Annotated in this window: 29 protein-coding genes; 9 read left to right on the top strand and 20 right to left on the bottom strand. The window is 61.8% G+C overall.

Going from position 1 to position 25,433, the window contains the following annotated elements; genetic code table 11:
* Window positions 1-86: 86 nt before the first annotated feature.
* A complete protein-coding gene (locus AB7783_RS25665; RefSeq protein ID WP_441279136.1) occupies window positions 87-3,605 on the top strand; it encodes a NahK/ErcS family hybrid sensor histidine kinase/response regulator in 3,519 nt (1,172 codons plus the stop codon).
* A 5-nt stretch (window positions 3,606-3,610) separates the two neighbouring features.
* Here the strand turns inward: AB7783_RS25665 and AB7783_RS25660 are convergent, their stop codons facing one another.
* Window positions 3,611-4,288, bottom strand: a complete 678-nt coding sequence (locus AB7783_RS25660) for a response regulator (protein WP_068732722.1) — start codon at window positions 4,286-4,288, stop codon at window positions 3,611-3,613.
* Window positions 4,289-4,699: 411 nt separating this feature from the next.
* On the opposite strand from AB7783_RS25660, the gene AB7783_RS25655 reads away from it, so the two are divergent.
* A complete protein-coding gene (locus AB7783_RS25655; RefSeq protein WP_374725619.1) occupies window positions 4,700-6,352 on the top strand; it encodes an MFS transporter in 1,653 nt (550 codons plus the stop codon).
* 102 nt (window positions 6,353-6,454) lie between these two features.
* On the opposite strand, the gene AB7783_RS25650 is transcribed toward AB7783_RS25655, so the two are convergent.
* The gene (locus tag AB7783_RS25650; RefSeq protein WP_441279135.1) at window positions 6,455-6,925 is read right to left on the bottom strand and encodes a secondary thiamine-phosphate synthase enzyme YjbQ; all 471 of its coding nucleotides are present in this window, start codon (window positions 6,923-6,925) and stop codon (window positions 6,455-6,457) included.
* Between the two features lie 93 nt (window positions 6,926-7,018).
* On the opposite strand from AB7783_RS25650, the gene AB7783_RS25645 reads away from it, so the two are divergent.
* Window positions 7,019-7,180, top strand: a complete 162-nt coding sequence (locus AB7783_RS25645; protein ID WP_441279134.1) for a hypothetical protein — start codon at window positions 7,019-7,021, stop codon at window positions 7,178-7,180.
* A gap of 15 nt (window positions 7,181-7,195) precedes the next feature.
* On the opposite strand, the gene AB7783_RS25640 is transcribed toward AB7783_RS25645, so the two are convergent.
* From AB7783_RS25640 to AB7783_RS25630, 3 genes are all read right to left on the bottom strand, one after another.
* On the bottom strand, window positions 7,196-7,417 hold the full coding sequence (locus AB7783_RS25640) for a DUF6894 family protein (protein WP_089266842.1): 222 nt from the start codon (window positions 7,415-7,417) through the stop codon (window positions 7,196-7,198).
* Window positions 7,418-7,561: 144 nt separating this feature from the next.
* Entirely contained in the window at window positions 7,562-8,056 is a 495-nt protein-coding gene (locus tag AB7783_RS25635; RefSeq protein ID WP_089266934.1) for a hypothetical protein, read from the bottom strand.
* A gap of 98 nt (window positions 8,057-8,154) precedes the next feature.
* Window positions 8,155-8,778, bottom strand: a complete 624-nt coding sequence (locus AB7783_RS25630; RefSeq protein ID WP_089266841.1) for a 2-hydroxychromene-2-carboxylate isomerase — start codon at window positions 8,776-8,778, stop codon at window positions 8,155-8,157.
* 275 nt (window positions 8,779-9,053) lie between these two features.
* Here AB7783_RS25630 and AB7783_RS25625 point away from each other — a divergent pair, with 275 nt between their 5' ends.
* From AB7783_RS25625 to AB7783_RS25605, 5 genes are all read left to right on the top strand, one after another.
* Complete coding sequence (locus AB7783_RS25625; RefSeq protein WP_089266840.1) at window positions 9,054-9,431, top strand: AtpZ/AtpI family protein; 378 nt, start codon at window positions 9,054-9,056, stop codon at window positions 9,429-9,431.
* Window positions 9,432-9,535: 104 nt separating this feature from the next.
* Window positions 9,536-10,285 carry a F0F1 ATP synthase subunit A gene (locus tag AB7783_RS25620; RefSeq protein WP_089266839.1) on the top strand — a complete coding sequence of 250 codons (750 nt, stop codon included), beginning with the start codon at window positions 9,536-9,538 and terminating at the stop codon, window positions 10,283-10,285.
* Between the two features lie 73 nt (window positions 10,286-10,358).
* On the top strand, window positions 10,359-10,586 hold the full coding sequence (locus AB7783_RS25615) for a F0F1 ATP synthase subunit C (protein ID WP_068732626.1): 228 nt from the start codon (window positions 10,359-10,361) through the stop codon (window positions 10,584-10,586).
* A 62-nt stretch (window positions 10,587-10,648) separates the two neighbouring features.
* Window positions 10,649-11,218: a F0F1 ATP synthase subunit B family protein gene (locus tag AB7783_RS25610; RefSeq protein WP_089266933.1), complete on the top strand. Its 570-nt coding sequence runs from the start codon at window positions 10,649-10,651 to the stop codon at window positions 11,216-11,218.
* 4 nt (window positions 11,219-11,222) lie between these two features.
* Window positions 11,223-11,711: a F0F1 ATP synthase subunit B family protein gene (locus AB7783_RS25605; protein ID WP_309940548.1), complete on the top strand. Its 489-nt coding sequence runs from the start codon at window positions 11,223-11,225 to the stop codon at window positions 11,709-11,711.
* 72 nt (window positions 11,712-11,783) lie between these two features.
* Here AB7783_RS25605 and AB7783_RS25600 read toward each other — a convergent pair whose 3' ends face one another.
* From AB7783_RS25600 to coxB, 13 genes are all read right to left on the bottom strand, one after another.
* The gene (locus AB7783_RS25600) at window positions 11,784-12,470 is read right to left on the bottom strand and encodes a hypothetical protein (protein ID WP_244528475.1); all 687 of its coding nucleotides are present in this window, start codon (window positions 12,468-12,470) and stop codon (window positions 11,784-11,786) included.
* A 154-nt stretch (window positions 12,471-12,624) separates the two neighbouring features.
* Window positions 12,625-13,212 carry a GNAT family N-acetyltransferase gene (locus AB7783_RS25595; protein WP_175365935.1) on the bottom strand — a complete coding sequence of 196 codons (588 nt, stop codon included), beginning with the start codon at window positions 13,210-13,212 and terminating at the stop codon, window positions 12,625-12,627.
* Between the two features lie 34 nt (window positions 13,213-13,246).
* A complete protein-coding gene (locus AB7783_RS25590) occupies window positions 13,247-14,536 on the bottom strand; it encodes a M16 family metallopeptidase (protein WP_093761650.1) in 1,290 nt (429 codons plus the stop codon).
* Window positions 14,536-15,951 carry a threonine synthase gene (gene thrC, locus AB7783_RS25585; protein WP_175365934.1) on the bottom strand — a complete coding sequence of 472 codons (1,416 nt, stop codon included), beginning with the start codon at window positions 15,949-15,951 and terminating at the stop codon, window positions 14,536-14,538. The genes AB7783_RS25590 and thrC overlap by 1 nt, the downstream gene beginning before the upstream one ends.
* Before the next feature lie 149 nt (window positions 15,952-16,100).
* Window positions 16,101-16,496, bottom strand: coding sequence for a hypothetical protein (locus AB7783_RS25580; protein ID WP_231078355.1), 396 nt, complete (start codon window positions 16,494-16,496; stop codon window positions 16,101-16,103).
* A gap of 19 nt (window positions 16,497-16,515) precedes the next feature.
* Window positions 16,516-17,271 carry an SURF1 family protein gene (locus tag AB7783_RS25575; protein ID WP_441279133.1) on the bottom strand — a complete coding sequence of 252 codons (756 nt, stop codon included), beginning with the start codon at window positions 17,269-17,271 and terminating at the stop codon, window positions 16,516-16,518.
* Window positions 17,268-17,663, bottom strand: a complete 396-nt coding sequence (locus tag AB7783_RS25570) for a DUF983 domain-containing protein (protein WP_441279132.1) — start codon at window positions 17,661-17,663, stop codon at window positions 17,268-17,270. The genes AB7783_RS25575 and AB7783_RS25570 overlap by 4 nt, the downstream gene beginning before the upstream one ends.
* Window positions 17,664-17,743: 80 nt before the next feature.
* On the bottom strand, window positions 17,744-18,601 hold the full coding sequence (locus AB7783_RS25565) for a cytochrome c oxidase subunit 3 (protein WP_089266832.1): 858 nt from the start codon (window positions 18,599-18,601) through the stop codon (window positions 17,744-17,746).
* Window positions 18,602-18,697: 96 nt separating this feature from the next.
* Window positions 18,698-19,318 carry a cytochrome c oxidase assembly protein gene (locus AB7783_RS25560; RefSeq protein WP_231078357.1) on the bottom strand — a complete coding sequence of 207 codons (621 nt, stop codon included), beginning with the start codon at window positions 19,316-19,318 and terminating at the stop codon, window positions 18,698-18,700.
* An 18-nt stretch (window positions 19,319-19,336) separates the two neighbouring features.
* Window positions 19,337-19,510, bottom strand: a complete 174-nt coding sequence (locus tag AB7783_RS25555) for a CoxF protein (protein WP_120288167.1) — start codon at window positions 19,508-19,510, stop codon at window positions 19,337-19,339.
* A gap of 16 nt (window positions 19,511-19,526) precedes the next feature.
* The gene (locus tag AB7783_RS25550) at window positions 19,527-20,468 is read right to left on the bottom strand and encodes a heme o synthase (protein WP_309943809.1); all 942 of its coding nucleotides are present in this window, start codon (window positions 20,466-20,468) and stop codon (window positions 19,527-19,529) included.
* A gap of 101 nt (window positions 20,469-20,569) precedes the next feature.
* Complete coding sequence (ctaD, locus tag AB7783_RS25545) at window positions 20,570-22,195, bottom strand: cytochrome c oxidase subunit I (protein WP_068732612.1); 1,626 nt, start codon at window positions 22,193-22,195, stop codon at window positions 20,570-20,572.
* A gap of 104 nt (window positions 22,196-22,299) precedes the next feature.
* Window positions 22,300-23,145, bottom strand: coding sequence for a cytochrome c oxidase subunit II (gene coxB, locus AB7783_RS25540; protein WP_089266828.1), 846 nt, complete (start codon window positions 23,143-23,145; stop codon window positions 22,300-22,302).
* A gap of 483 nt (window positions 23,146-23,628) precedes the next feature.
* Between coxB and AB7783_RS25535 the strand changes: the two genes are divergently transcribed.
* Window positions 23,629-24,189 (top strand): invasion associated locus B family protein, encoded by a 561-nt coding sequence (locus tag AB7783_RS25535; protein WP_441279131.1) that lies wholly within the window; start codon window positions 23,629-23,631, stop codon window positions 24,187-24,189.
* Between the two features lie 18 nt (window positions 24,190-24,207).
* Here the strand turns inward: AB7783_RS25535 and AB7783_RS25530 are convergent, their stop codons facing one another.
* Both AB7783_RS25530 and AB7783_RS25525 read right to left on the bottom strand, forming a co-directional pair.
* A complete protein-coding gene (locus AB7783_RS25530) occupies window positions 24,208-24,840 on the bottom strand; it encodes a TlpA family protein disulfide reductase (RefSeq protein WP_441279130.1) in 633 nt (210 codons plus the stop codon).
* Between the two features lie 46 nt (window positions 24,841-24,886).
* On the bottom strand, window positions 24,887-25,399 hold the full coding sequence (locus AB7783_RS25525; RefSeq protein ID WP_441279129.1) for a DsrE family protein: 513 nt from the start codon (window positions 25,397-25,399) through the stop codon (window positions 24,887-24,889).
* Between the last annotated feature and the right edge of the window lie 34 nt (window positions 25,400-25,433).

The following is a 25,433-nucleotide window of genomic DNA, read 5'->3' as shown; positions in this document are numbered from 1 at the left end:
GCCAAATCCCTGTCGCCTGCACCGGCGCAACCGGCTAGATTTTCGCCTGACGGACGGGCTTGCGCCCGCCAAAGGGAGCACGCACGATGCTGCACGACTGGGGCGTGATTGTTGCCGCCCTCTGCTACATCGGATTTCTGTTTTGCGTCGCCAGCTATGGCGACCGGATCGCGCTGTTCCAGAGCGGCCGCGCCAAGGCCATCATCTATCCGCTGTCGCTGGCGATCTATTGCACGTCATGGACGTTCTTCGGCTCGGTCGGCGTGGCCAGCCGGACCAGCGTGGATTTCCTCGCGATCTATGTCGGCCCGATCTTGTTCTTTGCCTTCTTCTCGCCCGTGCTGCGGCGTGTGATCCACCTCGCCAAGACCCAGAACATCACCTCGATCGCCGACTTCATCGCCGCACGTTACGGCAAGAGCCAGGCCGTCGCCGCCACCGTCGCCGTGATCGCCATCATCGGCTCGGTTCCGTACATTGCGCTGCAGCTGAAGGCCGTCGCGTCGTCGCTGGAAACGATCCTCGGCGAGGATAAGGCCATTGCCGGCGTTCCCATCGTCGGCGACATGGCACTGGTCGTGACGCTGGCCATGGCGATGTTCGCCGTCCTGTTCGGCACGAGGCAGACCAATGCGACCGAACATCAGCACGGCTTGATGCTCGCCGTGGCTACCGAATCCATCGTCAAGCTGGTGGTGTTCATCATCGCCGGCGCCTTCGTGACATTCTGGATGTTCGGCCCCTCGGAGCTGGTCGAGCGCGCGATGAAGACACCGGAGGCGATGCGCGCCATCAACTATGTGCCGTCGTTCGGCAATTTCCTCACGATGGTGCTACTGTCGTTCTGCGCCATCATGCTGCTGCCCCGACAGTTCCACGTCAGCGTCGTCGAGAATTCCAGCGACTCCGAAGTGAGCCGTGCGCGCTGGCTATTTCCTACCTATCTGATCGCCATCAACCTGTTCGTCATTCCGATCGCCCTGGCGGGCCTCGTGACCTTTCCGTTCGGCGCGGTCGACAGCGACATGTATGTGCTGGCGCTGCCGATCGAAGCTGGCTCCAGCACGCTCAGCATGGCGGTGTTCATCGGCGGCTTGTCGGCTGCCACCGCCATGGTGATCGTCGAATGCGTTGCGCTGGCGATTATGGTGTCCAACGATATCGTGTTGCCACTGGTCTTGCGGCGCGGACCGCAGACGCAGAATGAGCAGACCGACTTCGGCAACTTCCTGCTCAAGGCGCGGCGTTTCTCGATCTTCGCCATCATGGTGATGGCCTATTTCTATTTCCGCGCGCTCGGCAATACGCAACTGGCCGCCATCGGCCTGCTGTCATTTGCCGCCATCGCGCAACTCGCTCCAGCCTTCTTTGGCGGGTTGATCTGGCGGCGCGCGACCGCCCGCGGCGCCATGGGCGGCATGGTGGTCGGCTTCATCGTCTGGGCCTATACGCTGTTCATCCCCAGCTTCCTCGAAGGCAGCACCGCAGGCGTCCTGTTTCTGCAGCACGGCCCGTTCGGCATCGAGGCGTTGCGGCCACAGGACCTGCTTGGCACTGAACTGCCACCGCTGCTGCATGGCACGCTGTGGAGTCTGTCGCTCAACATCCTGACCTATATCGTGCTGTCGCTGATGCGGGCGCCGTCGTCGATCGAACGGCTGCAGGCTGATGTCTTCGTGCCGAATACGCTGGCGCCGATCACACCGGCGTTCCGGCGCTGGCGGACCACAGTCACGGTGCAGGATATCCTCAGCACCGTGACCCAATATCTCGGCCCGGACCGCGCGCGTGAATCCTTCGATGCTTTCGCCACGCGTCGCCGTGTCGATCTCGATCCGGCCGCACCTGCGGATTTCGAACTGCTGCAGCACGCAGAATATCTGATCGCGTCATCGATCGGCGCAGCCTCGTCCCGCGTGGTGATGTCGCTACTGCTGCGCAAGCGCACGGTGTCGGCCAAGGCGGCCCTGAAGCTACTCGACGATTCCCATGCGGCGCTGCATTTCAATCGCGAGATCCTGCAGACCGCACTCAACCACGTCCGCCAGGGCATCGCCGTCTTCAACCCCGACCTGCAGCTGATCGTGTCAAACCGGCAGTTCGGCGAACTGCTCGGCCTCCCACCGCAGATCGTGCAGATCGGCATTCCGCTCCGGGAGATTCTGGAATTCATCGGCATCCAGAGCGCATCGCCTTACGGCGACAACGAAACGCTGACACAGGCACGGCTGGCTGCCTACACCACCGAGGGCGAGCCTTATCTTGAGCGTCTTCAGGACCGCCAGATCGTCATCGAGGTCCGCACCAACAAGATGCCCGATGGCGGGCTCGTGCTCACCTTCTCCGACGTCACGCCCAGCTTCGAGGCAGCAGAAGCGCTGGAGCGCGCCAATGCCACGCTGGAAAAACGCGTCCGCGACCGCACCGAGGAACTGACACGACTGAATTCCGAACTGGCGCTCGCCAAGAGCACTGCGGAAGACGCCAATATCTCAAAGACCCGCTTTCTGGCCGCCGCCAGTCACGACATTCTGCAGCCGCTCAACGCCGCAAGGCTCTATGTCACCAGCCTGGTCGAACGAAAGAGCGGCGGCGAGGATGCCCGGCTGGTCGAGAATATCGACGACTCGCTGGAGGCCATCGAGGAAATCCTCGGAGCGCTGCTCGACATCTCGCGCCTCGATGCCGGCGCCATGAGTCCCGCGATTTCGAGTTTCCGCATCGGCGACCTGATGCGCTCGCTCGAGATCGAATATGCACCGATTGCACACGCCCGCGGCGTCAAGCTCACATTCGTGCCGTGCTCACTGCCCGTGGAATCCGATCGCCTGATGCTGCGGCGTCTTCTGCAGAACCTGATCTCGAACGCGATCAAATACACACCGCACGGCCGCGTCCTGGTCGGCTGCCGGCGCCGCGGCAAGGCCTTGCAGATCGGCATCTACGATACCGGCGTCGGCATTCCGATTCTCAAGCGCGGCGAGATCTTCAAGGAATTTCACCGGCTCGAACAGGGCGCGCGGATCGCGCGTGGCCTCGGGCTCGGTCTGTCGATCGTCAAGCGCCTCGCCCATGTGCTCAATCATGGCATCGCGCTGGATTCCAATCGCAGCGGCGGCTCGTTCTTCTCGGTGACGGTGCCGGTAGCCAAGGCGATCAATCACACCACCGCGGTCACCAGCGCGACGCCGCTGTCGAAGTCACCTATGTCGGGCACACTCGTTGTCTGTATCGAGAACGACATGGCGATTCTCGATGGCATGAAGACGCTGCTGCAGGCCTGGGGAGCCGAGGTCGTCGCAGTCGCGGATCCGGAAGCCGCGATGAACGCGATTGCCGAAATCCAGGGCTCGGGCCGCCGCCTCACGGGTCTGCTGGTCGATTACCATCTCGACCGCGGCAACGGCGTCGCCGCGATCCGGGAAATCCGCAACCGCTTCGGCAAGGAAATTCCGGCCATCCTGATCACTGCTGACCGCAGCCCGCATGTGCAGTCCGCCGCGCGCCAGGACAAGATCGCGGTGCTGAACAAGCCGGTGAAGCCGGCGTCGCTGCGCGCACTGCTCGGGCAGTGGCGCACGCAGCAGATGATCGCGGCGGAGTAGCCAGGCTATTGCGGGGTCTGTTCGCCCTGGCGCCACTGGCCGCCAGCGATCTTTGCGGCGGCGATGACGGCCTGGGTGCGGCTCTCGACACCGAGCTTCTGCAGGATCGCCGAGACATGCGCCTTGATGGTCGCCTCGGACACGCCGAGCTCATAGGCGATCTGCTTGTTGAGCAGTCCCTGTGATAGCATCATCAGCACGCGGACCTGCTGCGGCGTCAGCGTCACCAGCCGATCGCGCAGTTTGCTCATTTCCGGATCGGCCGCTGCGGACATGTCGACGTCCGGTGGAACCCAGACGTCGCCATCCATCACGCGCACGATGGCATCGCGCAGCGTATCGACCCCGAAGCGCTTTGGAATAAAGCCGGACGCGCCAAAGTCGAGCGATTGGCGGATCGTACCGACGTCATCGCTGGCGGAGACGATAACCACCGGAATCGCGGGATACTGTGCTCGGAGGTAAATCAGTCCAGAGAATCCTGATATCCCCGGCATCGACAGATCGAGCAGGATCAGATCGACGTCGGAATCCTGTTCCAGCAGTTTGGTCAGATCCTCGAACGTACCGGCTTCATCGACCGTGGTCGTCGGCAGCACACTGCTGACCGCCTGCCGCAATGCACCGCGGAACAACGGATGATCGTCGGCAATAATGAGGCGCGAGGGAGCGATAACGGTCATCAAAATCCATGCAAAAATCTTGCGGCGAACCAGCGACCGCGTTGAGACGACGCGCAAAAGCGCATTTCGCCACAAGTGTCCCCCGCGCGACAACGTCTTGCAAGCGTCCAATGCTGCCACGCGGTAAATTGGTGAACGCGGACCATTGTGCGGCGCAATATTTCATATGCACGCGCACGTCCGGATGGACGTTTTCGCCACTGCGACGTCTGCGCACAGCCCCTTGCGCACGGCCTAAAGTCGTATTGGGTCGCATTTCCCCGCAATGCTACCTTTTGCATCGAAGTTCTCTGCAATGAGCCGACAGAAGTTCGGCGCAGCGAGCGAGAAGCCACAATAAATTTTGCAACGGATTTGGGGAGCGATTCAAACATGTCCACCATCGCAGCAACATCGGCGAAAGCCCAAGGGATGACGAAGGACGAACGCTTCGTCATCTTCGCGTCATCGCTCGGCACTGTTTTCGAATGGTATGACTTTTACCTGTTCGGCTCGCTGGCCGGCATCATCGGCGCGCAGTTCTTCGGCGTGATCGATCCCGCCACCAAGCTGCCGATGTTCAACCAGGCCACGCGCGACATCTTCGCGCTGCTGGCCTTCGCCGCGGGCTTCATCGTTCGTCCGTTTGGCGCCATCGTGTTCGGACGCGTCGGCGACATCGTCGGCCGCAAGTATACGTTCCTCGTCACCATCCTCATCATGGGCCTGTCGACCTTCATCGTCGGCATCCTGCCTAACGCAGCGACCATCGGCATCGCGGCTCCGATCATCCTGATCGGCCTGCGTCTGCTGCAGGGCCTTGCGCTCGGCGGCGAATATGGCGGCGCGGCAACTTATGTGGCGGAACACTCGCCGGCCGGCAAGCGTGGCTACTACACGTCGTTCATTCAGACCACGGCCACGCTCGGCCTGTTCCTGTCGCTGCTCGTGATCCTGTTCACGCGGTCGGCGCTGGGTGAGCCTGAATTCGCCGCCTGGGGCTGGAGAATTCCGTTCCTGGTCTCGGTGGTTCTGCTCGGCATCTCGGTCTGGATCCGTCTGCGCCTGAATGAATCGCCCGTGTTCCAGAAGATGAAGGATGAGGGCAAGGGCTCCAAGGCTCCGCTCACCGAAGCCTTCGGCAACTGGAGCAACGCCAAGATCGTTCTGATCGCACTGTTCGGCGGCGTGATGGGCCAGGGCGTGGTCTGGTACACCGGCCAGTTCTACGCGCTGTTCTTCATGCAATCGATCCTCAAGGTCGACGGTTACACCGCGAATCTCCTGATCGCGTGGTCGCTGCTGCTCGGCACCGGCTTCTTCGTGTTCTGGGGCGCCCTGTCCGACAAGATCGGCCGCAAGCCGATCATTCTGGCAGGCTGCCTGATCGCAGCGCTGACCTTCTTCCCGATCTTCCGGATGATCACCACCAACGCCAACCCGACGCTGGAAAAGGCGATCGAGACCGTGAAGGTGGAAGTCGTTTCAGATCCCGCGCTGTGCGGCGATCTGTTCAACCCGGTCGGCACCCGCGTGTTCTCCACGCCTTGCGATACGGCCCGCGCCTATCTGGCCCAGTCGTCGGTCAAGTACTCGACCGCCTACGGTGCAGCGGGCTCGGGCGTGAAGGTCGTCGTCAACGGCAAGGACGTGCCCTACACCGCGGCTGCAGCGTCGAACCCGCAGGTTCTCGCAGCGGTTCAGGCGGCGGGCTATCCCAAGGCGGGCGACGCGCAGATCGTGAAGATGGCGCATCCGTTCGATATCTTCCGTCCGCAGGTCGCGGCGGTGATCGGACTGCTGTTCGTCCTGGTGCTGTTCGTGACCATGGTCTACGGGCCGATCGCGGCAATGCTGGTCGAACTGTTCCCGACCAAGATCCGCTACACCTCGATGTCGCTGCCCTACCACATCGGCAACGGCTGGTTCGGCGGACTTCTCCCGGCGACCGCCTTCGCCATCGTGGCCTCGACCGGCGATATCTATGCCGGCTTGTGGTACCCGATCATCTTCGCGGCAATCACCGTGGTCGTCGGCTTCTTCTTCCTGCCGGAGACCAAGGACGTCGATATCAGCGCGAACTAATCTCGCCCAGCCGGCAGCCTGGCTGCCGGCAGACACGACGACGACAAACCGGCCGCGGAGCAATCCGCGGCCTTTTTTTTTGTTTCAGCAGATCTGCGAGCGTCAGGTCGCGCCGACGAACTGCAGCACCACCTCGCGGCGATGCGGGCGGGCGCGGTGTTCGATCAGATAGATGCCCTGCCAGGTTCCAAGCGCGAGCTTGCCTGACAGAACGGGGATGTGCAGCGAGGTCGCGGTCAGCATGGTACGAACATGCGCCGGCATGTCGTCGGGACCCTCCGTATCGTGCGTCCAGTTAAAATCCTGAGGCGCAAGACGATCGAGCGTTGTCATGAGATCGACCAGCACGGAAGGGTCAGCGTTTTCCTGGATGGTGAGCGACGCTGAGGTATGGCGGATGAACAGCGTCAACGCACCTTCACGGGCGCCGATCTCGCTCAGGAATTTGCCGACCTCGCGGGTGATATCGGTGAAGCCGGCACCGGATGTCTGCACAGTCAGCAGTGACGACATCACGGTCTCGACACGAACTGAAGACGGCGCGCTACGCGTAACGGATCTGGCAGATGTCATGAAGTCCCCTCTTGGCCAATTCCACCTTGACTGATGAACCAAAACGCCGAGATGGCGTTCCCACTTCAATCAGGATGGACAAGGGAAAACGCCATGAAGCCTAAAACATCAAGGGACATTCCGGGGCCGGGGCCACGCAAGGACGAACAGCGCGCGCAGGAGAAAGCGGTGATTAGGGATGCAGACAAGACCGATCAAGCCGACCGCGACGCCATCCATGGCGATGGCGACGATATCGGGCTCGACCGCAAATAAGAGCTGCGCACTGCGTTAATCGTCGGAGCTAACCACGTCTGCGCGGTGAATTTCCTCGCCCTCCTCGTTGCGGACGGAAATGGCGAAGTGCTTGCCGCGGAGCTCGGGCCTAATCTTGTAAATATCGCCCGCGAGCTTGTCGGCGACCTCAGCGGCCAGCAATTCATTGCGCAAAATCTGCCCGGAAGCGTCGGGCACGGTCGTCCCATCGACGAGATCAAAATAAAATCTCGGCATCAAAGTGCTCCCTTAAGTCGAAAACGTACGATTTGGCTCCTCTCTGCTAGTACCGAATTATTCTCTCAATATCGCCGCAGAGGCGCTGCGCATCATACCAGTCAACTATGTAAGCACTGCCATCCGGCGCGAAACTCGCAGCGCTCAGATTTTCCCGCTGGAATCGCGCTGGATGCGGCTAGCCATGTCGACAAGGCGTCGCCACGCATTTTCGACAAAGGCCATCACCCGATCGACGTCGCGTTCGCTCGGCAGCGGAATCTCGATCTTCCTCTCGCCATCCGCACTCCCAGGTTTTCCGGGCTTCAGCGAATCCTGCTTAGGGAGCGCTTCATCGGTCTTGCCGGCGACGGCTGGACCGCGCTGGGCAAGCTCCGCCTTCAGCCTGTCGTTGTCCCTCTGCAACCGCCCGATCTCGGTATCGAGCGCGGCACGTTCATCCGGCAAGACATAGCAGGCCCAGCCGGATCCCTTATCCGTACACGTCGAAACCGTGCCGGTGCGGGTATCCAGGCGGATGACGCCTTCAGCGATCGGCGACAGCGAATAACGGCCATTCTCGATGTCCGGGAGGGCCTGCGCAGACGCACTGACGATCCCGGCCATCAGAACCGCGCCAACCCGCGCAGCGTACCGCATGGGCTGTCCGGGGGAGGCAAAACGCACCACAGCATTCTTCATGGAGATGCTCCGCGTTGCGAGTTCGGGGCGATAGCCGCCTTTACTCTCAAATGTGCTCAGATTTGAGATTTGAAAGGCGCCCGCTTCGCCTTCAACGCATCTGCCAGCAATTCGAGCCGGTCCTGGCCCCAAAATACTTCACCGTTGAGCACATAGGCGGGCGAGCCGAACACGTCGGCCGCAATCGCCTCCTGACGGTTCTGCTCATATTTCTCGGCGATCTCGCTGGACGCCGCGCGCTCTAGCAGTTTCGCGCCCGGCAGCCCCGAATCATCCGCCAGCCTGGTCAGCACGGCCGCGTCGCCGAGATTGAGCTGACCTTCCCAGACCGCAGGAAACGCGCGGCGCAGGAACGGGTCCGGATCGTGTCCGGCCTCGAGCGCCGCGATCACCAGACCATCAGCGAGTCGGCCATCGAATGGCCAGTTCTTCGGCTGCAAATGAAAATCGAGACCGCGTTTGTCGCGCCAGCGCTGCAATTCAAGCATCCGGTAGCGCTGCCGCACCGGATGACGCTTGCCCAGCGGAAGGCCGCCGGTTTCCGAAAACAGATCGCCGAGAAATACCGGCTTATGATTCACCTTGAGATCATAAGTACTTACGAGATCGCGAAAGAGCGTGTGGCCGATATAGGCCCAGGGCGATGGCAGCGAAAAATAGTAGTCGATCTCTTGAGACATTCCGGGCTCCGGCAGGGGCGTTTTCAAACTCTGCGGTACTCCAACAGAGCGCCCTGCGCCGTGCAAGATAGATCACCTCGAAAGTCATTCTTGCGCTGCGGCGATCCCGCGCAGCGGGATTCGAATTTCGTCAATAAAATCAAATGAATCAAAGCACTAACAGGCGATCAGCGAATCTTGACTTGGCAAGATGCGCTAAGTATGGTCCGCCCGGCTTTGAAGGGTGATGGGGCGTTATTTCCAGCATTTGCAGCGTTATTTCGAGTGTCGCAAGCATGACGAACGGCACACGGGACGATGACAGTGAACGCAGAAACGATGGCAAATCGTCTCCCGATGAGGCTGCGCTTTCCGCAAGGCTCGGAAGTCTGAATCAGCGTCTGTCCAAACTTCAGGATGAGCGCAAACTTCAGACTGACCAATCCGAAACTGGAAGCGGAAACGCGCAGTCCAGGGCATCGGCCATGGCGGTGGGTCTCCGTCTTTCTTCGGAACTGGTCGCGGGCGTCGTCGTCGGAACGATTCTGGGCTGGGGCTTCGATCGTTTGCTGTCGACATCGCCGTGGGGGCTGATCGTTCTCATGCTGCTTGGCTTCGTCGCCGGCGTGATGAACGTGATGCGCTCGGCTGGTGTCGGAAAAAAAGCGGAATAAGAAATTCGCGCCCAAGACCTCTGCGTCGTTGGCGCAGCATTTGAGTGCCGGCTGTCCGGCAAGGAAACGCCGGACGTTCCGGCCGAATTGAAAGACCGACGTGGATGGCCGATCCGATCCATCAATTTGAGATCCACAAGATCTTCACCCTGGGCCATATCGGCAATCAGGAAATCGCCTTCACCAACTCATCGGCCTATATGTTCGGCGCCGTTGCCGTCGTGTCGCTGCTGATGATCGGCGGCAGCGCCGGACGTGCGCTGATCCCGAGCCGCTTCCAGTCGGTCGCCGAGCTGTCCTTCGAATTCGTGTCGAATACGGTGCGCAGTAGCATCGGCGAAGAAGGCATGAAGTTCTTCCCGTTCGTGTTCTCGCTGTTCATGTTCATCCTGACGGCGAATCTGATCGGCATCATCCCCTATACCTTCACCGTCACCAGCCATCTGATCGTCGCCGTCGCGCTGGCATTGATGGTGTTCCTGACCGTGCTGCTCTACGGCCTCTACAAAAACGGTCTCGGCTTCTTCAAGCTGTTCGTGCCGCACGGTATTCCGATTTACATCCTGCCGCTGGTCACGGTGATCGAGGTGATCTCGTTCCTGTCCCGCCCGGTGTCGCATTCGGTCCGTCTGTTCGCCAACATGCTGGCCGGCCACATCACGCTGAAGGTTTTTGCCGGCTTCGTGACCTCGCTGAGCGCACTCGGCGCACTCGGCATTTTCGGTTCGGTGCTGCCGCTGGCCATGACCACGGCGCTGACCGCGCTGGAACTGCTGGTCGCCTTCCTGCAGGCCTATGTGTTCACGATCCTGACCTGCATCTATCTCAACGACGCACTTCATCCGGGCCACTAACCATCGCTTCTTAGTGTCCTGGCGGAATTCACCCTCAACCGTCTAAATCCCTATCCCAAGAAGGAGTTTTACTATGGATCCCATCGCAGCGAAGTACATCGGCGCCGGCATTGCTTGTCTCGGCATGGGTGGCGCTGGCATCGGCGTCGGCATGATCTTCAGCCAGTTCCTCAACGGTGCGCTCCGCAATCCGTCGGCTTCCCAGGGCCAGTTCGCGAACCTGATCTTCGGCTTCGCCGTGACCGAAGCGCTCGGCATCTTCTCGCTGCTGATCGCGCTGCTGCTGCTGTTCGCCGTCTAAGCTGAAAACGGATCCGGTTGCCGCTCCGTCCTGGAGCGCTTCCGATCGATAAGGAGACTGCTGTGGCTGAAGGTCAGGGCAAATCCAAGGGCGCCGATCACGGGACTGCCGCGCACACTGCGGCAGACGGTGGTCACAAGGCGTCGTTTCCGCCGTTCGAGAGCAACACCTTCGCTTCACAGCTGGTGTCGTTCGCGATCGCGTTCGGCTTGCTCTATCTGATCGTGTCGCGTCTGGCGCTGCCCCGCGTCGGCGGCGTGCTTGCGGCCCGTCAGCAGGTTCTCGATACGGACCTGAACGAAGCCGCCAAGCTCAAGGGCGATTCCGACGCTGCATTGAAGGCTTACGAAACCGAACTCGCCAATGCCCGCGCCAAGGCGCAGGCGATGGCGACCGAAGTTCGTGAGAAGCTCAATGCGGAACAGGAGCAGGCCAAGGCGAAGCTCGAAGAGAGCCTTGCCACCAAGCTTGCTGCAGCGGAGCAGACCATCGCCACCACCCGCGCAACGGCGATGGGCAATGTGCGCAGCATTGCTGCGGACACGGCCTCGGCGATCGTCGAACGCCTGACGGGCATCAGCCCGGATGCAGGTGCCGTCAACGCCGCGCTCGACGCGTCGCTGAAAGGATAAACGGATGTTCGGACTTCAAGCTGAATTCTGGGTCGCCGTCGCTTTTGTCCTTCTGATGGCGGTGTTCGGCTGGTTCGGTATTCACCGCACCATCCTGACGGCGCTCGACCACCGCAGCGTCCGTATCAAGCAGGAACTCGACGACGCCCGTCGCCTGCGCGATGAAGCCGCCGCGCTGCTCGCAGACTACAAAAAGCGTCATGCAGCGGCCGAGCGCGAAGCGCAGGACATCATCACGTCCGCCAAGGAAGAGGCCGAGCGCATTGCCGCCGAAGCCAAGACCAAGATGGAAGATTTTGTCGCTCGCCGCACCAAGAGCGCAGAGGGCAAGATCGCGATGGCGGAAGCCCAGGCTATCGCAGATGTTCGCGCAGCCGCAGCCGACGCCGCAGTGAATGCCGCAGCCTCGGTACTGTCGCAGTCCGTAAAGGGCTCGGTGGCCGACGACCTGATCGCCAAGGGCATCGGCGAAGTTCGCTCCAAGCTGAACTAAGCGAAAGACTTCAAACTAAAAAAGCCGGCGCGAGATGATCGCGCCGGCTTTTTTGTTGGCTCGGATAACCCCTTAGCGCCGCTTGCGTGCGGGTGCCTGCGATTTCAGGGCCTGCGGATCGAAGCCGATATAGAAGATGTAGGAATCGCCTGCAGTGCCTGTGGGCACGGGATAAACAAGATCCTCACCGACCAGGCTGAACGGCACGCTGGTCTCGCTGCCGATCTGCACATTGGTCTGGAACACCTTGGTGGCGATGGTCTTCGGCGTCACGCCCTCCTGCACCACGGCGACACGCAGCGGCACATCGACCACTGCTGGCGCGCCGGCCGGCCCGACGATGACGCGGCCCTGGATGCCGATCTTGACCGAGATCTGACCGCCATTGAGATCGCAGGAGCGCGCTGTCCGGGTGATGGTGGCCTGGAAAGCCAGATCGTTGCCGACCGCAGGCTTGCCCGCAGCGCCGACCGCATAGGTCGAGGCACCCGGCCGGATGCTGACGCTCGGGCAGGTCAGATCGTTCTCGTCGGTCTGCGGCGACTGCGGCGCGCCAACCTCGGTGGACTTGCCCGAAAACAACTGGGTGAAGCGATCGGTCATGGACGGGCTGCCGCCGCCACTGCTGCTCGGCGAACCGCCGCCAAACATACTGCCGCCGCCGCAACCGGCCAGTGTCAGGCTTGCTGCAGTGATCACCAGCAGGCCGCGGAGCGCGCCGGTGCGGCCGCTGATCGGCATCGAACGAATGTTTCGCATTATGAAGATATCCCCGGAAATTCAGTCGTTTGCGCAGCCCCGCCCAAGGCGTGCGCAGGGCCTTATAACAGCGCAATGGCGGCGAACCCAAGGCGCTTGAGAGAGGACAGATGCGCGCCATTGCGCCACATCCGGACATCGCGTTGCACCACGACTACCCGCGGAAGTCCTCATGCAGCATGCCGTAAAGCAGGTGATCCTGCCAGATGCCATTGATGCAGAGATAACGCCGCGCCAGTCCCTCGCGCGAGAAGCCACACTTCTCCAGCACCCGCACCGACGGCAGGTTGCTGGGAATGCAGGCCGCCTCGATGCGGTGCAGGTTCAACTCGCCAAACAAGGTCGGCAATAGCACCCGCAGCGCCGCGGTCATGACGCCCTGCCCGGTATAGGGCTGGCCGACCCAGTAGCCGATGGTGCCGGCCTGGACGATGCCCCGGCGCACATTGGCGAGCGTCACGCCGCCCAGCAGCGTGCCATCGGACTCGCGAAACACCAGAAACGGATAGGCGCGATCAGCGGACGCATCGTCGGCATAGCGGCGCAGCCGGCGGCGAAAGCCGGAGCGCGTCAGGTCGTCTGACGGCCAGATCGGCTCCCACGGTGTGAGATAACCCCGGCTCAGCTCACGCAGATCGGCCCATTGCGGAAAATCGCTCATCACGGGCGCGCGCAACGCAACGCCGTAGCCGCGCGGCGCCAGCGCCGCCGGCATACTCGATGGCAAACGAAACAGGGCCATAGGCTCGCTCCCTGATGCCTCGGACCTCACCTGCCTAGTGGAGCAGGCTCTTGTCCTTGGCGCGGGTCAATCCTTCCGCAAAAGCCACTGCCGTGTCCAGCCCCCGGCCGCTGCCGAGCGCCGCCACGGCCGGGCGGCTGCGCGTCAGCAGGCCACGGGCGACGTTGCGGGTCGATTCCACGCTGACATCATCGATGCGCTGGACGAGCTCTTCCACGGTGAGCGGACGGCCATAGGCCAGCATGTGCCGCGCCAATTGCTCGGCGCGCGAGCTGCAGCTCTCCAGCGCCATCAGCAGACCGGCCTTCATCTGCGCCTTGGCGCGCGCGATTTCGGCTTCGGTCAATGTCTCCACCGACTCGTTGATGACGTCGACGATGACTTCCATCATCTCCGGCGCATCGGTGGGATCGGTGCCGGTATAGAGACCGAAGAAGCCGGTGTCGGTATAGGGCGCGTGGAAGGTGTAGATCGAATAGCAGAGGCCGCGCTTCTCACGCACTTCCTGGAACAGCCGCGAGGACATGCCGCCGCCGAGAATGTTGGTGAAGACCTGCAGACTGAACAGCGACAGGTCCGATTGCGGCAAGCCTTCCAGCGCCAGCGTCAGATGCGCCTGTTCAAGATCGCGATTGACCACACGCGAACCGCCCTTGCCGAACATCGCCGGCTGCGGCTTCGGAGCGGCCGTGCCTTCGAAGCTGGAAAAGCGATCGGCGGCTTCATGCACGACCTGGCGATGATTCACGGCGCCGGCTGCAGCCACCACCATGTCCGGCCCGCGATAATGCGTGGACAGGTAGCTCTGCAGCATGTCGCGATCAAACCCCTTCAGCGTCTTGGCGGTGCCCAGAAGCGAACGGCCCATCGGCTGGTCGGGATAGCAGAGCTCGTTGAGATGTTCGAACACGACATCGTCCGGCGTGTCCTGTGCCGCACCGATCTCCTGCACGATCACGCTCTTCTCGCGCTCCAGCTCGTCCGGCACGAACGTCGGATTGGCGAGAATGTCGGAGAGCACATCCAGCGCCAGCGGCACATCGGCCTTCATCACGCGGGCGTAATAGGCTGTGGTTTCGGTCGAGGTCGCGGCATTGAGATCGCCGCCGACCGCCTCGATCTCCTCGACGATCTCGCGCGACGAACGCTTCTTGGTGCCCTTGAACGCCATGTGCTCAAGCAGATGCGAGATGCCGTGCTCGTTGGGCTTCTCATCGCGGCCACCGACGCCGGTCCAGACGCCCAAGGCGGCGGTTTCCAGATGCGGCATGGTATCGGTGATGACCGTCAGGCCCGAAGGCAGTTTGGTAACTTCGACGGTCATCAGGATACTCCTTGCTTCGCAGCACGGCTGACCGACAGCACGAACTGCTCAATATCGCTTTGGTCATTCTTCATGACCTTAATATGCTCGGGCTTCGTCATCAGCCCTTCCAGATAGACCGGCAATGCCGGTCGCACGCCGCACGCCGCTTCCACCGCATCGGGGAATTTCGCTGCATGCGCCGTCGACAGCACGACATTGGGCACATGCATCTCGGTAGTGTCACGATCGGCGACGGCCAATGCCACGGCCGTATGCGGATCGATGAGGTCGCCGGTTTCGCGCCACGCGGCGCGAATGGCGGCCGAGGTCTCGTCCTCGTCGGCGCGGCCGGATTCGAAATCGGCACGGATCGCGGTCAGCACTTTCTCGGGCAGCACGAAACGGCCGGACTGCTTCAGCGAATCCATCAAGCCGCGCACCAGCGCAGCATCGCGGCCGGAGGCTTCAAACAGCAGGCGCTCGAAATTCGACGACACCTGAATATCCATCGACGGCGACGACGAGGCGTGCACCTCACGCACTTCATAGATGCCGGTCTTGAGCGTGCGATCGAGGATGTCGTTGACGTTGGCGGCGACGCGCAGCTTGCGCACCGGCAGACCCATGCGCTTGGCCACATAGCCGGCAAAGATGTCACCGAAATTGCCGGTAGGTACCGTGAAATCAACGCTGCGTGCAGGCGCACCGACGGCGACTGCCGAGGTGAAGTAGTAAACCACCTGCGCAACGATACGTGCCCAGTTGATCGAGTTCACACCCGACAGCGACACGGCGTCACGAAACTTGTGATGATTGAACAAGCCCTTCACGATCGCCTGGCAATCGTCGAAATGGCCCTCGACGGCGAGCGCATGGACGTTCGACGCGCCGGTCGTGGTCATCATGCGACGCTGCACGTCGGAAATACGGCCGTTCGGAAACAGCACGACGAGATCGACATTGTCGCGACCGGCGAAGGCATCGACGGCAGCGCCACCGGTGTCGCCGGAGGTCGCGACCACGATCGTGGTGCGCTGATTGCGCTTGGCGAGGACGTGATCCATCAGCCGCGCGATGAGCTGCATGGCGACGTCCTTGAACGCCAGCGTCGGGCCATGAAACAGCTCGAGCACGAACTGGTTCGGCGCGGTCTGGTCGAGCGGTACCACGGCGGGATGGCGGAAGGTGGCATAGGCCTCATTGGCCATGCGGCCGAGATCCTCGTCGGAAATCTCACCGGCTACGAATGGCCGGAGCACCTCGACGGCGACTTCCCAATAGGGCCGGCCGAACAGCGACGCGATGGTCTCGGCTGACAACTGGGGCCAGACCTCGGGAATGTAGAGGCCGCCGTCGCGGGCAAGCCCGGTCAGCATGACATCGCAAAAACCGAGTTTCGGGGCCTCTCCCCGCGTCGAGATATAGGTCGTCAAGGCGTCCTCCAAAGGCGCGGAAACCGCCAAGCCTTTGATAATAATGGGGTTAAAACTTCGCTGGCAGCTAAGTCTGAGGGCACCATAATGGGTTTCGCCGGGTGGGGAAACCGCCAATGGGGCGGTCCGACGAACCAGGCACCCGAGCGTTAAGTTTCGCCGAACGCCCTCCGGATGACCGGCAGGATCGGGCTTCCTGGCTCAACCCATAGGGCAGCTACTCGCTTCAGAAATTCAATTTGGGAAGTTGGCCAATCGTTCGAAGCAAGGATTGGCCGGCTCTCAAACAGGACGGCACCAAGGTCATCCGGACTGTAAGCGTAGATGGCTCCGGAGCCGATACAGCATTCTCCATCAGCGAATAGAAGACTCTGATGTCCGCCATCCGCGATAAGGGAACGGTAGATTGGCACGGTCAGGTGAAGGACGTTTTCAATCGTGTTGATCGGCAGGTAGCTCACCGCTTTTTGGGGTCCAAGAGCCAGATGATGCTCCAGAATTCGCTTTCCTTCGGCGGCCAAAATGATGTCCCGGCTCTTCTCCACGATTTCCTCCGGAGCTGGCTCAAACAGCCCGCTGCCCCTTGATCCACGCTCCGAAAGCAATCACCACGGCGGCGGCGAGGCCAAACCATGTGATGGCATATTGCATGTGGTCATCCTTGAGATGGATTTCGAGCGGACCGGGCTTCGGAATGGCGTTGGCCGGCACGGGACTTTCCAGATCGACATAGAACGGCGCGACAGGGCCCCAGCCGAGCGCCTGCGCCATGGCACGCTGGTCGCGGTTGAACCACAGACGCTTGTTGACGTCGTCATGGGGCGTCAGCGTGCCCGCGGTTTCGGGAAAACGCAGATAGCCGGTCAGGGTCACGGGCGCGCCGGTGATGAGCTTCTGCACGGCGCGGTCCTGCTGGGCGCGATCCTGCATCGTGTTCTGCACGAAGCCCGCATTGATCACGATGGTCTCGCCGGAGGCCAATTGCGCCGGCAGGAAGGCCCAGGTCACCGGGCCCGGTACATCCGGCCGCACCCCGGAGCCGGAGCTGTAGACCATGCCATCAGGGACTGGCTTGTAGGTGGCCGAGAAGCTGACGCGGCGGAATTCATCCTTCGCCGGGGTCAGCGCACTCCATGTGGATGGAGCCGGCAATGCAGCGGGCGCACCTGCAAGGCGCTCCGTGAGTGCGGCGATCAACGCGTGTTTCTCGGTACGGCGCTGCAACTGCCAGAAGCCGAGGCTGAGGAGCACACCGACGATGATGAGCGTGACGATGCCGAGACCGGTGATACTGCGCCGGCGCGCTGCAACAGTGTTCATTTCGGCGTGCGATCGATCAACTGGCCTTCGGAGGCCTTGTGGTGGAATTGCAGGGCGATCAGCAGCGACTTCATTGAGCGCAATGGCAGCAGCGTGGTCGCGAGAATCAGCGGCAGCCACAATGCGGCATGCAGCCAGAATGGCGGCTGATACTTGACCTCCACCACCAGCGCGCAACCGACAACGATGGCCCCGGCGAGCATGATGATGAAGATCGCCGGGCCATCGCCGGTGTCGATGAAAGCATAGTCCAGTTCGCAACGCTCGCAGCGCGGCGCCAGATTGATGAAGCCCGCATAGAGCCTGCCCTCGCCGCAGCGCGGGCATTTGCAGGTCAGGCCGCGAATGACGGTCTGGCCAAGCGTGACGGGAACAGCGGCTTGATCGGGCATCGAGTCGAATTCTTTCACGGCGCAAGCGCCAAACAAAAAGGGCGGCCCTGCGGCCGCCCTCTTGTAGCACCCGAATGCGATCAGTGCGCGGCTGCGCCGACGATAGGGCCGCCATAGCCCCAGACATAGATCGTGACGAACAGGAACAGCCAGACCACGTCTACGAAGTGCCAGTACCAGGCGGCGAATTCGAAGCCGAGATGCTGTTTCGGCGTGAAGTGACCGGCATAGACGCGGAACAGGCAGACCAAGAGGAAGATGGTGCCGACCAGCACGTGGAAACCGTGGAAGCCGGTCGCCATGAAGAAGGTCGCACCGTAGATGTTGCCCTTGAAGCCGAAAGCAGCGTGCGCGTATTCGAAGGCCTGCACGCAGGAGAAGGCAGCGCCGAGCAGCACGGTGAGGATCAGCGCATACTTCACAGCCTTGCGATCGCCTTCCAGCAGGGCGTGATGCGCCCAGGTCACCGTGGTGCCCGAGGTCAACAGGATCAGCGTGTTGAGCAGCGGCAGGTGCCAGGGATCGAAAGTCTGGATGCCCTTCGGCGGCCAGACGCCACCGAACAGCGCCTCGCGGGTGGCATGGACGGGATCGCCGGGGAACAGCGACGAATTGAAATAGGCCCAGAACCAGGCGACGAAGAACATCACCTCCGAAGCGATGAACAGGATCATGCCGTAGCGATGGCTGATCTGCACCACGCGGGTGTGGTCGCCCTTATACTGGGCTTCGCGGACCACGTCGGTCCACCAGCTTGCGAACACGTAGAGCACGCCGATGGTGCCGACGCCGAACACGATGGGCGCCGCGGCATACATGTGATGCATCCAGCTGACCGCGCCGACCGCCATGATGAAGGCGAACAGCGAGCCTACCGCCGGCCACGGAGAGGGATCGACGAGGTGATAGTCGTGGTGCTTTGCTTGCGCCGTAGCCATTGCGGTTCTCTCCGTCAGCTGCGCCGGTTGAAGCCGGTGCGAGTTCGCTCAATTTTATAACGCGGAACGCTCCAGGATTTCTCTCAGAGCTTTCTCTTAGAGGTTACCCTTGCGCTTGTCAGTCTCCGTCGCCGCCAGCGGCTTCGGCGCCGGATCGCGCAGGGGGTAGAACGTGTAGGACAGTGTGATCGACTTCAGTCCGTCATTCTCGCTATCCGCGGCTAGCGCAGGATCGACATAGAATACGACGGGCATTTCGCGCTTCTCACCGGGCGCCAGGGTCTGGTCGGTGAAGCAGAAGCAATTGATCTTCTGGAAATACGCACCCACCGTCAGCGGCGCCACGTTATAGGCAGCCTGTGCGGAGGTGGTACGGGCCGACTGGTTGGTCACCGTATAGAACACGGTGACGACCTCGCCGATCTTGACCTCGATCTCGCTCTGCTCCGGGACGAACTTCCACGGCAGGCCGCCCGACACATTGGCGTCGAAGCGGACGGCGATCTTGCGTGCGATCGGACCCGTCGCGGGTGCCGAACTGGCCACCATCGTGGTGCCGTTGAAACCGGTGGCGCGGCAGAACCAGTTATAGAGCGGCACGGCGGCGTAGGACGCGCCGACCATGAAGGCCACCAGCAGACCGCAAGCCGCAGCCACCGTCGCATCGCGACCGAGGCGCGGCTTGGAGGCTTTGATGTTCTGCGGCTGATCGGTCATGTCACTCAGCTTTTGCCATTACATGGGCCGGATGAGAACGGCCGGTCCTTTGACCATGGTGACGGCAAAGAACAGTACGACGAGGATGCCGAGCGCCCAGGCGATGGCCAGCGAGCGTTCGCGCCGGCTCTTCTTCTGGGCCTCAGTGAGGACGATGCCCTCTGGCTCGGTAGGCTTGCGCTCATTGTCCATCGGATCATGCGCCCCTCTACCAGACCATCGGGAGGATGGCCTTCACGACCACCTCGAGCAACAGAATGGCAAACAGCGCGAACAGATAGACGATCGAGAAAGCAAACAACTTGCGCGTCGCGCGGTTGGCGGGCGTGCCTTCGCGCAGACGATAGACCTCGACGGCGAGATACATCATGCCGGCGCCGAGGATCAGCGAAGCCGTGCCGTAGATGGCAGAGAAATAGCCGAGCGGCCACGGGGCCACGGCGGTCGCAACCAGCACGACAGTGTAGAGCAGAATCTGCAGCCGGGTCGCATCGGGACCGGCGACCACCGGCAGCATCGGCACGCCGGCGCGGGTGTAATCGTCGTTGCGGAACAGGGCCAGCGCCCAGAAATGCGGTGGGGTCCAGAAGAAGATGATCAAGAACAGCAGGACCGGCTCCATCGAGAGCGTTCCTGACGCCGCAGCCCAAGCGACGACCGGCGGCAGCGCGCCGGCGGCACCGCCGATGACGATGTTCTGCGCGGTCCAGCGCTTCAGAGCGATGGTGTAGATCACGACATAGAAGAAGATGGTGAAAGCGAGCAGCGCGCCGGCGAGCCAGTTGACGAGGATGCCGAGCGTCATCACCGAGAAGAAGGCCAGCACCAGACCGAAGGTCAGCGCTTCCGGCCGGGTGATGCGACCGCGCGGGATCGGGCGGTTGGCGGTGCGCGACATCAGCGCGTCGATATCGGCCTCGTACCACATGTTCAGCGCGCCGGAGGCGCCGCCGCCGACAGCGATACAGAGGATCGAGGTGATCGCCAGCACCGGGTGATGATCGCCCGGCGCCAGGAAATAACCGACCATCGCCGTGAACACGACCAGCGACATCACCCGCGGCTTGAGCAGCGCGATGTAGTCGGCAACACCCGCTTCGGAGATGCGGGGGGCAGACAGGTCGATGGTATGGTGGTCGAGGACGGACAAGATCATTCTCACTTTTGTTACGAGCACTCCGCCGAAACCCTTGCGAGTTCGGCGGAGGCATTAACTCGGTGCGGCACCCAAGAGCGCCGCACGAAAACCACTTACTGAACGCGCGGCAGCACTTCGAACTGATGGAACGGCGGCGGCGAGCTCAGGGTCCATTCCAGCGTGGTCGCGCCCGAACCCCACGGATTGTTCGCAGCCTGTTCCTTGCGGACGAAAGCTTCGATCACACCGTAGATGAAGATCAGCACGGCAAAGCCGGAGATGTAGGAGCCGATCGACGACACCAGGTTCCAGCCGGCGAAGGCATCCGGATAGTCGACATAGCGGCGCGGCATGCCCGACAGACCCAGGAAGTGCTGCGGGAAGAACACCAGATTCACGCCAATGAAGGTGACCCAGAAATGCGCCTTGGCGATGGTTTCCGAATACATGTAGCCGAACATCTTCGGGAACCAGTAATACCAGCCGGCGAAGATGGCGAACACGGCGCCCAGCGACAGCACGTAGTGGAAGTGCGCGACCACATAGTAGGTGTCCTGCAGCACGCGATCGACGCCGGCATTGGCCAGCACGACGCCGGTGACGCCGCCGAGGGTGAACAGGAAGATGAAGCCCACGGCCCACAGCATCGGTGCCTTGAACTCGATGGAACCGCCCCACATCGTGGCGATCCAGGAGAAGATCTTCACGCCGGTTGGTACCGCGATGACCATGGTGGCGGCAACGAAGTAGGCCTGCGTCGCCGACGACATGCCGACTGTGTACATGTGGTGCGCCCAGACGACGAAGCCGATGCCGCCGATCGCGACCATCGCATAGGCCATGCCGAGATAGCCGAACACCGGCTTCTTCGAGAAGGTCGAGATGATCTGCGAGATCATGCCGAAGCCGGGCAGAATCAGGATGTACACTTCGGGGTGACCGAAGAACCAGAACAGATGCTGGAACAGGATCGGATCGCCGCCGCCGTCTGCGGCGAAGAAGGTGGTGCCGAAGTTACGATCCGTCAGCAGCATGGTGATGGCGCCCGCCAGAACCGGCAGCGACAGCAGCAGCAGGAACACGGTGACCAGGATCGACCACACGAACAGCGGCATCTTGTGCAGGGTCATGCCCGGCGCGCGCATGTTGAAGATGGTGGTGATGAAGTTGATGGCACCGAGGATCGACGATGCACCGGCGAGATGCAGCGCCAGAATCGCGAAGTCGACAGCGGGGCCCGGATGGCCCGATGTCGAGAGCGGCGCATACATGGTCCAGCCGGCACCGACGCCGTTGGCGCCGGGCTCGCCCTCCACGAAGGTCGAGATGATGAGCAGCGCGAAGGCGGCCGGCAGCAGCCAGAACGACACGTTGTTCATGCGCGGGAACGCCATGTCCGGCGCGCCGATCATCAGCGGCACCATCCAGTTGCCGAAACCGCCGATCATCGCGGGCATCACCATGAAGAAGATCATGATCAGACCGTGCGAGGTGACGAAGACGTTGTAGGTGTGGCTCTCGTGGAAAATCTGGACGCCCGGATACATCAACTCGATGCGGATCAGGATCGACATGATGCCACCGATGACGCCCGCCACGATCGCGAAGATAAGGTACATCGTGCCGATGTCCTTATGGTTCGTCGAATAGACGTAGCGCCGCCACCCCGTCGGATGCGCATGCGCATGATCATCGTGGGCGTGATCGTCGTGAGCCGGTGTTGCCGCGGTCGTTGCCATTTTCAAATCCTGCTTTGTCTTCTTCTGGCAGTCTTTCGGACCTTGCGGTCCCCTCGCCCTAATTTCTTACAGTGCGTGCGGAGCCTCGCGGCTCCGCCACCCGCTTACTGCGCCACAGCAGTTCCGGCCGAAGCGTAGGAATTCGCCGGATTGGACGCGAACTTCTTCTTCGCGGTCTCGACCCATGCGGTAAATTCCTGATCGCTGACGACGCGGATCGCGATCGGCATGAACGCGTGATCCTTGCCGCACAGTTCCGAGCACTGGCCATAGAACATGCCGGTCTTGGTGGCCTTGAACCAAGTCTCGTTCAGACGGCCCGGAACGGCGTCGATCTTGATGCCGAAGGACGGGATCGCGAAGGAATGGATGACGTCTGCGGCGGTCGTCTGCACGCGCACGACCTTGTTCACGGGAACGACGACTTCGTTATCGACGGCGAGCAGGCGCGGCTGCTTGTCGGTAGCCATCAGCGAGTCGAATTCGAACGGGCCGTTGTCGGGATAGCTGTAGGTCCAGAACCACTGCTTGCCGGTTGCCTTGATGGTCAGGTCGGCTTTCGGAATATCGAGTTCCAGGAACAGCAGACGGAACGACGGCACCGCAACTGCGACCAGGATCAGAACCGGGATGATCGTCCACGCCACTTCGATCAGCGTGTTGTGCGTGGTCTTGGATGCGACCGGGTTGGCCTTGGAGTTGAACTTCATCACCACGATGACGAGAAGTACAAGCACGAACAGTGTGATGGCGGTGATCAGCCAGAGCAGAAAATTATGAAACCAGGTGATGTTCTCCATCACCGGCGTGGCGGCTTCCTGCAGCTTGAATTCCCACGGCGCGGGCTGGCCCATCACCTCTGCGAATGCAGCACCGCCAAAAGCAAGCCCGGCCCCAACAACTGCTAACCCCAGCAACCGGCGGCCAATCTGGCCCCTCGACATCCTCATGCCGCTCGCGCTCCCATATTTACTGTCGCATTTCGGCCTGTCGCCGAATTATGCCGCCCGATCCGCACCCTGCCAATTTGCCAAAACGCCCAAGTGATTGGCCTGGAGGCAGTTGTTAGAATGCGTCGAAATCTAGCCTCTCAAACCATAATTCGCGGTCTGTCGCAATGCAGGAGTGGCGCATCCCGTAATGCATTCGGCGGTATTGAACGAAGGTCGCAATTGCTGCATGAAATCAGGCATAAACAGGCGTGCGGCAGCCGAACGGCGCTTGACAGCGGAATTGTCCGATGTAGGCACAGATCAGGTGATCGGCAGGATGCTGATTCGCGCCTGCGAGCGCTTTCTTGGCTCCGTGGATGCCTTCAAGGCGCCGTCATTGCCGTATCATTCCGTGGTCTGGAAAAATCCTCCGGACAGACAGCGTCAAGCGTGCTGCCCTGGACTACGACCACCACGTCACCGCCTAAGGAATCGACCCGGATGGGGCACTCGAAGTTGCAGTATAAACCGACCCTGAACCGCCCGGCCCGCGGGATCGCAGGCTGGCGCCGGCTGGCGCTCGGTTGTCTCGCCCTGGCGGCGATCGCCGCCGTCCCGGCTACCGCCAGCGCCCAGGGTGCGGTGCGCTCGGTTCATGGCGACTGGCAGATCCGCTGCGATACCCCGCCCGGTGCCCAGGCCGAACAATGTGCCCTGATCCAGAGCGTGGTGGCGGAAGACCGCTCCAATGCCGGCCTGACGGTGATCGTGCTGAAGACCGCCGACCAGAAGAGCAAGCTGATGCGCGTGGTGGCGCCGCTCGGCGTGCTGCTGCCGTCCGGCCTCGGCCTCAAGCTTGACAATCAGGACGTCGGCCGCGCCGGCTTCGTGCGCTGCCTGCCCAATGGCTGCGTTGCCGAAGTCGTGATGGACGACAAGCTGCTCGCCCAGCTCCGCACCGCCAAGACTGCCACCTTCATCATCTTCGAAACGCCCGAAGAAGGCATCGGCTTCCCGCTCAGCCTCAACGGCATCGGCGAGGGTTACGACAAGCTGCCATAGGCTTTGAACCCGGCAGCATTAGCCGGAACCACGCCCCCTGTAATAGTCAAGCAATCGCCGGGCATCTTCAGATGTCCAGTCGGCCTCCCCTGCAAGATATCCCTCGACCTGCCCCGTCGTCCCGATGAGATATGAGATAGGCATCGCGTAGAGGCTGAACGGAGTATCCGGAGCAGCAACCTCGCCGGCACGCGCGACCAGTCCACCGGGATCCATACCGACATCGAGATGTCTCAGCTTCAGGTTGCGCACGAACGAAGCGACGTCTGCGCGATCGGTGGCGATCGCGATCACCTGCAGATTCGCGCGCGTCTCAACATCCTGCAGCCGATCAAGGATCGGCAACTCGGTCTTGCAGGCCGGGCACCATGTCGCCCAGAAATTGACCAGAACGACCTTTCCTGGAAACGCGGTCAGATCAACCGGCTTGCCAATAAGGCGCGGCACCGCAACGGACGGGATCGGCCGCGCTCCCCGGATGACAGTGAACTGATGCCGGGTGGTGCCAAAGGGCGGCGGCCCATCAGGCCGCGCATCCGCGGCAGTGCCCCCCGCCGCCAATGCGGCCGTCGTGGCGAGTGCCCCTTTGAGCAGCGTACGTCGCGAGATTGGCGAGCGAGCAATAGCCCGTCCGCGGTGCGGTGTTGTCACGGTCGAGCCTCCGATGGGCATCAAATAGGGTAGTGAAGTGTGCCGCTCAGGATCGGATATAGGACCAACCCGCTTCCTGTAGCTCGATGATCCGTCCAGGCCCGCTCGGAACCATCTGAACGTTATCGATAAACGAAATCGGATGGCCCTCGCTGCGCTCCATACCGAGCTTGGTCGCTTCGCAGACCACGAAGCGAATGTCGGGGGTGAGAGCCTGGACGACCTTCAGCAGTTCCTTGACCGGCGACGTATCCACTCGAAACATATGAATACCGGCGTTGTAAGCGACGATTTCGATCGAGAAGTCCTGCTTTGTCTCCCGGTAGTATTTCGGCAGGTTCAGCGACGTCGAAATCAGCGCTCTCATGACGGTCGGGTCATCAGTGTTGATCTGCAGCACGAGACGATGTGCCTTGGCCGCCGCAGGCTTCGCCTCCGGCGCCCACGGCTTTGAAATGGCGGACCCTGCATCCGTCAAAGCCAGCGTGACGAATAACGGTGCCGCAAACGCCAGACCGAACGCCGCCGTGGCCAAGGCCTTGCCGCTATAACTCCGCATTGAAATCATCACTTGCACTCGAACACACTGAAAC

This window comes from Tardiphaga sp. 172_B4_N1_3, from assembly GCF_052076035.1.
GTDB classification, from domain to species: Bacteria; Pseudomonadota; Alphaproteobacteria; order Rhizobiales; family Xanthobacteraceae; genus Tardiphaga; species Tardiphaga robiniae.
Note: the sequence above shows the minus strand (reverse complement) of the source record. Positions and strands in the feature narration are given on the sequence as shown.